Origin of the sequence: Thermogemmatispora sp. (assembly GCF_019683755.1) — a bacterium.
GTDB lineage: Bacteria > Chloroflexota > Ktedonobacteria > Ktedonobacterales > Ktedonobacteraceae > Thermogemmatispora.
Window position 1 is genome coordinate 1 of record NZ_JADGHT010000249.1, and the last position, 6,972, is coordinate 6,972.

Sequence of the window (6,972 nt, forward strand, 5' to 3'; positions counted from 1 at the left end):
CAGAAAATAGTTTCCGAAGACAATGATCACATTGAGGAAGATAATGAAGAGCCAGGCGCGCTTTGTCTCTGACCACTTCAAGCGCGTCAAAGAATAGTAGCAGCCAGTTCCCACAAAGCCGAGCAGAATCAGCCAAACATTCGAGGTCTGAGCCGCCGCCAGGCCATACGCCAGGAGGAGCAAAAATTTGACTCGCGGATCAAGGCGATGAATAGGCGTATCGCGCTTGATATAAGGGAACGTCATCAGCATAGCGCATCTTCCTTCTGCCACGCTTCGGAGCACGCGAGAGAGATAAGCGGCGGCAGGACAGAGGCCAGCACCTTCGCCTGCCCCAGGTCCCGCCGCCGTTGACATCTTCCCGCGCTCCATCAGGAACAGAGCCAACCAGACTGACACAGCCAGCCGGCGCCCTCGGTTTCACTGGTCACAAGTCACAACAAGGGCAAGGGGCACGCTCTTCGCACCTGTCGCCGCACAGTGCAGTGCGGCAGGCTAGCGACCGAAGCGCCCCACAGCGGTCCGGTATGCCGCCAGCAGAATGGGCAAGAGGATCAGGCCGTTGATCAGGTCAGAGAGAGCCGCTGGCAGCCAGTAGCCAACGATAGCAGTCGCGAAGCTGAGCTTTGAGAGCCAGATCTCCGTAATGGAAGCGAAACCGATGCCGATGATGACCCCCAGCGCGGCAAAGACCTCCGCCAGCACGATGGAGCGCGAATTGCGATAGACGCCCCAGGTAAAGTAGAGCACCAGGCCGGCGATAAAGCCGATCAGGGCATTACCTACATCCCAGTTCCAGAAGACCCCATAGCCCGAGATATAGTCGCCTAAGAGGTTGCCCACACCGCCGGAGAAGAAGCCCACCCACGGACCAAAGACGGCCCCAAAAAAGAGAGGGATGACGATGGCGGGGCGGAACGAGACATTGCCAGCGCTGGGAAGTTGGATGAGATTGGTAGCGTAACTGAAAATGCCATAGAGAGCCGCACCGAGGGCCATATAGACAATGTGCCGAACCCCCAGACCCCAGACCTGGCTATTGACCCCACGCTCACGCAGACTCTCTTTCTCAGTAGTTGCCATACAGTGTTGACTCCTTTCTCCAGGATGACGATGATTGCAATTCCGTGGGAACAAATATCCATCAGGAAGCACAATGCGGGAAGAAGCAAGCCAGTGGAGAAGAGCGACTAACTCCCCTTAGCTCTGCTTACCTTCACCCGTCACGCCAGGCTGCGGCTACATTCCGCCAGCAGATAGCGCAAGAGCGAAGTCGGGCGCAAATTACAGCTTTCCAGCAGGCTCTGATCGGCCAGCACCTCTAACGGTGCCCCATCAGCTACCAGACAACCATCCTTGAGGAGAAGAACGCGCTGAGTATAACGCAGCGCCAGATCGAGATCATGCGTAATGAAGAGGAGAGCATCAAGTTCAGGAAGATTACGCAGATGCTCCATAAAGGAGATATAAGAACGATAATCCTGGCCCGCCGTTGGCTCATCCAACAGGAGGATATGACTTTCCATCGCCAGCACGGAGGCGATGCTCACCCGCTTCTGCTGCCCGAAACTAAGCGAGAAAGGCGAGCGATCAGCAAAACGGGCCACATCCAGAGCCTCAGCCGCGCGCTGGACGGAGCGTCGGAGCCGCTCGGGCGGGAAGCGCAGATTCTCGGGGCCGAAGCTCAGCTCTTTCTGAACGGTTGGAGCAAAGAGCATGGCGCTTGGACTCTGGAAGACGTAACCGATACGCGTCGCCAACTGCGCTACGCTCAGCTTGCGCGTATCCTCCCCATAGAGCAAGACTGCACCCGCCGTCGGACGCAGCAGCCCAAGAGCCTGCTTCACCAGGGTTGTCTTGCCAGCCCCATTCGGTCCAAGCAGGGCGACTGTCTCACCGCGCCGTATCTCAAATGAGATACCCCGCAAGATCTCCCGACCGCCGGCCTCATAGCGATAGTGGACATCCTGGAAGACAAGCACTGGCTCATCAGTGCTTGAGCCAGTCGCCTCGACTGCGCGTCTGGTCACAATGGGACGCACCAGGCGTTCAACTACCTGGCGCCGCTCAGCCTCAGTGAGGCGACGAAGCGTCGCTTCGATCGGCAGCTTGACCTGTTCAGGATCAGCCACCTCAAGGAAGGAGGAAACATCGCCCAGGAAGACCTGCCGTCCGTCCTGCATGAGCAGCACCTTATCGGGACGCAGCTTGAGAGTCTCCTCAACACGATGCTCCACAATGATGACGGTCCGCCCCTCGGCTCGCAGGCCCTTGATCAGCTCCTCCAGCTCATCGATAGCCCGCGCATCCAGATTGGCGAACGGCTCATCAAAGAGAAAGATTGAAGGCTGCATTACCAGGACTCCAGCCGCTGCCACCTGCTGACGCTGCCCACCAGAGAGGGCAAAGGTCGACTCCTGACGGTAGGTCTCCAGTTGAAGACGCCGCAGCACCTCGTCGACACGGTGCCGGATCTCGGCACGCGGCAGAGCGAGATTCTCCAGACCGAAAGCGACCTCCTGCTCGACGGTGCTCCCAACGATCTGCTTCTCGGGGTCCTGCAGCATCGTGCCAATATAGCGCGCCCGCTCGCGCAGGCTCATGCCAGCGGCAGCACGCCCCTCGATCCAGATCTCTCCTTCTAACTCGCCGCGGAATGTATGGGGAATCAGGCCATTGAGGCACTTCAGCAGCGTGCTTTTGCCACAGCCACTCGGGCCGGCAATCAGCAGCAGCTCCCCATGTGCGAGCGAAAAGGAAATATCACGAATGGCATAGGGCGACTCTTCCGCCACCCCGGCACCAGAGGAATCAGGGACAGCTCTTCTGGTCTTCTTTGAAGGGGGCGACTCTTCGTTGAGGGCGCGATAGCGAAAGCTCAATCCCTTGACAGCAACAGCCGGAGGTGCTTCCTGCGATGCATCTCTCGTGTTGTCGGGATGAGTAACCATCTAAAATACGCGTTGCTTGCCGCTTCCAGTGAACGCATGACTTTACGAACAGTGGAAGCGCTCTGACCCGCTACGATTTTCTCTTTAGTATTGTACCGAGCGAGAGGGGAAGCTGTCAATGTCGTCGAGTCTTGCTGGAACAGCCACTACAGAGATACCGCAATTGCTGTAATCTCATCAATACAGGAGAACAACCTGCAGCCAGCCGAACCTGGCAGTGTCATCTCACTGACTGGCATCTGCCTTCTATCTGCTCTGGCCTTTGCCGTGGGGCCTGCCTATACTGCTTTCAGGCAGACAGTGCAGAGCACCAACCTTCCCCGGCAGCGGTAAGTGGAAGGAGCCAGAGCAAGAGCGCAGGCTGGCAGCATTCACCCAGCGCGGCGCGCTCGTCTGCAGGTGGTAGGGTTGCGCGCGGGCGGCTCGCGCGCGTTGTGGTGATCGGCCTGTCTGTCTTGGCCATGAGCTGAAGTGAGCTGGTTAGCGAGCGGCGAGCATGCCGGAGGCAGCGCCCTGATAGTCCAGGATAGGACAGGACACGAACGAGCGAGTCAAGGATGATCCCCAGGAGCGTCTTGAAAGGAGTCAGACCGTGTCTACGCGTATCTCACGGCGCGAACTGCTACGGCAATCGCGCAATCTGCTGGTGGCGCTGCCGCTAGGTTCTCTGGGGGCGGCGCTGGCGAGTGCCGAAAGCAGCATTGGGGCAAGCGCGGCTCCTACCCCTCAATACAACCTGGCCGCAGCCTTGCAGATGTCAATCTACTTCTATGACGCCCAGAAATCCGGCCCGGGTGTCACCGGCGGCCTCTTACCCTGGCGCGGTGACTGCGACCTCTCCGACACCGCTGTTCCCCTGCAACCCAAGAACAGCAACAACATCGGGACCAACATGTCGGCCTCTTTCATCGCAGCTCACCGGCAAGTGCTTGACCCGGCAGGTAAAGGCACTGTCGACGTCAGTGGCGGTTTCCATGACGCAGGTGATCACGTCAAATTCGGCTTGCCTCAAGCATATGCCATCTCTACCCTGGGTTGGGGCTTCTATGAATTCCGTCAAGCCTTCGTCTCCACCGGGCAGGACGCCCATATGATGGCCATCCTGCGCTGGGGCTGTGACTACCTGCTACGCTGTACTTTCCGCGACAGCAGCGGCAATGTCGTGGCCTTCTGTTACCAGGTTGGCGAAGGCTCCATCGATCATACCGTCTGGGCGCCGCCCGAGGTTGAGAACCTGGCCCGTCCGGCCTACTTTGCTACTTCCGAGACGCCGGCCAGTGACATGTGTGGGCAGGCCGCCGCAGCACTGGCCATTATGTATCTCAATAGCCAGAGCAGCGACCCCACCTATGCCGCCAAGTGCCTGGACTACGCCAAGGCCCTCTACCGTTTCGCCGTCGCCAATCGCGGCCTTGGCTACTCCGGCGGCTTCTACAACTCCAGCGGTGACAGCGATGACCTGGCCTGGGCCGCTATCTGGCTCTACATTGCCACTGGCCAGCAGTCCTATCTGAACGATATTATCGCCACCGACTCCAGCGGCCACTATACTGGCTACCTCAAGGCCATCATGAACAGCACTCAGGACAACTGGCAGAATACCTGGGTGCACTGCTGGGACTCCGTCTGGGGTGGCATGTTCCTCAAGCTGGCTCCGATTACCAACGATTCCAAGCACTGGTACATTGCTCGCTGGAACCTGGAATATTGGTCCAATGTGCCCCACCAGGACCCCAACGATAAGAATTTCTTGAAGCCGACCCCTGGTGGCTTCATGGTCATCAATACCTGGGGTTCCTGCCGCTACAACGCTGCTGCTCAGCTCTGTGCTCTGGTCTATCGCAAGTACACCGGCGACTCACGCTTCTCAGACTGGGCCTTGGGGCAGATGAACTATATTCTGGGCAGCAATCCAATGAATCGCTGCTACATGGTGGGCTTCGCTTCCAACTCAGCTAAACATCCTCACCATCGCGCAGCTCATGGCTCCTTCACGAACAGCATGTCCGATCCCCCCAACCACCGCCATACGCTGTGGGGTGGCCTGGTTGGCGGCCCTGACACCAGCGACTATCACGATGACGCCACCAATGACTTTGTCTACAATGAGGTGGCAGTCGACTACAATGCGGCGTTCGTTGGCGCGCTGGCTGGCCTCTACTACTACTATGGTTCCGGCCAACAGCCTAATCCCAACTTTTCTACAGCAGAAACGCCCGTCAATCCGTTCTTCGTCGAAGCGCTGGTCAATCAGGATAGCAACCAGAGCACACAGATCACACTGACACTCCATAGCGACACCACCCAGCCACCGCAGTTCGTTACCGGGCTGAAGGTGCGCTACTTCTTCAACATCAGTGAGCTGCTGGCTGTCGGCCAGTCGATCAATGCAGTCTCAGTGGCCATCTACTACGACCAGAACCAGTACCTGCCCAACGGCGGCCCGGTCGCCGTGCGCGGCCCCTACGCCTGGGGCAATTCCAACACGGTCTACTACTACGAATTCGACTGGTCGGCTTACCCGCTCTGGTATACGCGTGATCTGGAATTTGCCCTGATCGTGGCCATCGGCAGTGACTACAAATATCACTGGGATTCGTCAAACGACTGGAGCCGCCAGGGCCTGACTTCGACCAAGGCTGTTACTCAGTATATTCCCGTCTACCGCAACGGCACGCTGGTCTTTGGGCAGGAGCCGCCGAAATCCTGATTTCAATGGCGGCTCCCCGCCCCAATCAGGGGGAAGCGAGGGCGAGCCAACAACACGCACGCTATGGCAGCAGGGACTGATAGGGCCTGCTCTCAGGGATGAGACTGTCGCGACAGACGAGGAGGGAACGCTCGTGAAGAAAGCCCTGTCCTGCAGCCTGCCGGCGCTCTGTGCCTTGCTGGCACTAGCGCTAGCAGGCCTGATCTGGTACGCGCCCCGTCATGCGCAACGTGCTCAGGCCGCTGTCTCCTATAGCGGCCTGCATGTCGTGGGTAACCAGCTCCTCAATGGCGCCGGTCAGCCAGTGCGCCCGCTGGGTGTGGATCGCTCGGGTACCGAGTATATGTGCGATGCCGCTGGCGATACTACCGTCTTCGACGGGCCTAGCGATGCCGCTTCGGTGGCCGCGATGATGAGCTGGCACATCAATGCTGTCCGCCTCCCACTCAATGAGGACTGTTGGCTTGGCATCAACGGCTATCCCGCCGCTCAGTACACCGCGGCTCAGTACCGGCAGGCTATTATCGATTATGTCAACCTGCTGACCTCCAATAACCTGATCACTATCCTCGATCTGCACTGGAGCGCGCCCGGCACCCAGCAGGCAAACAAACAGCTCGCTATGCCTGACCTGGATCACGCGCCGGCCTTCTGGACTTCGGTCGCCACTACTTTTAAGAACAATTCATCGGTAATCTTCGATCTCTACAATGAGCCGTTCACCACAAGCTGGGATTGCTGGCTCAACGGCAGCACCGCGGCCAACACCAGCCCGTGCACGGATGTGCCTTTCGCTGTGGCTGGCATGCAGACCCTGGTGAACGCTGTGCGCGCTACCGGGGCCACCAATGTCATCATGCTCGGCGGCCTGGCCTACGCCAACGACTTGTCGGGCTGGCTCTCTCACAAGCCACAAGATCCTTTGAATAACCTGGCCGCCTCCTTCCATCTCTACAATTTCAATACATGTAACTACGTCAATTGCTGGGTTCTGACGGTGGCACCCGTCGCAGCCCAGGTGCCGGTGATTGCCGGCGAGATCGGCGAGAACGACTGTGCCCACGGCTTCATCGATATGGCTATGGCCTGGATGGACCAGAACAACATTGGCTATCTAGCCTGGGCCTGGGACACATACAATTGCTGGAGCTTCCCTTCGCTCATTACCGACTACAACGGCACACCGACACCTTACGGGCAGGGCTTGCTGAACCATCTGACAGACCTAGCCAACGGCGTCACCCCGACGCCGACGCCCACGCCCGTGCCCGGCCACTACTGCGCCGTCCACTACAGCGCCAGCTACTGGAC

The 6,972-nt window shown here is 58.7% G+C and carries 4 protein-coding genes and 1 pseudogene; 2 read left to right on the forward strand and 3 right to left on the reverse strand.

Annotated elements, in window-relative coordinates; genetic code table 11:
* The 3 genes and pseudogenes from IRZ24_RS14695 to IRZ24_RS14705 all read right to left on the reverse strand — a co-directional run.
* Nucleotides 1-252 (reverse strand): annotated as a pseudogene (locus IRZ24_RS14695) (hypothetical protein); the annotation flags it as partial.
* 243 nt (nucleotides 253-495) lie between these two features.
* Nucleotides 496-1,083 (reverse strand): ECF transporter S component, encoded by a 588-nt coding sequence (locus tag IRZ24_RS14700; protein ID WP_297165534.1) that lies wholly within the window; start codon nucleotides 1,081-1,083, stop codon nucleotides 496-498.
* Nucleotides 1,084-1,223: 140 nt separating this feature from the next.
* Entirely contained in the window at nucleotides 1,224-2,951 is a 1,728-nt protein-coding gene (locus tag IRZ24_RS14705; RefSeq protein WP_297165536.1) for an ABC transporter ATP-binding protein, read from the reverse strand.
* 592 nt (nucleotides 2,952-3,543) lie between these two features.
* Here IRZ24_RS14705 and IRZ24_RS14710 point away from each other — a divergent pair.
* Entirely contained in the window at nucleotides 3,544-5,661 is a 2,118-nt protein-coding gene (locus IRZ24_RS14710; RefSeq protein ID WP_297165538.1) for a glycoside hydrolase family 9 protein, read from the forward strand.
* A gap of 133 nt (nucleotides 5,662-5,794) precedes the next feature.
* Nucleotides 5,795-6,972: cellulase family glycosylhydrolase (locus tag IRZ24_RS14715; RefSeq protein ID WP_297165540.1), on the forward strand; the 1,178-nt coding region annotated here is incomplete at its 3' end.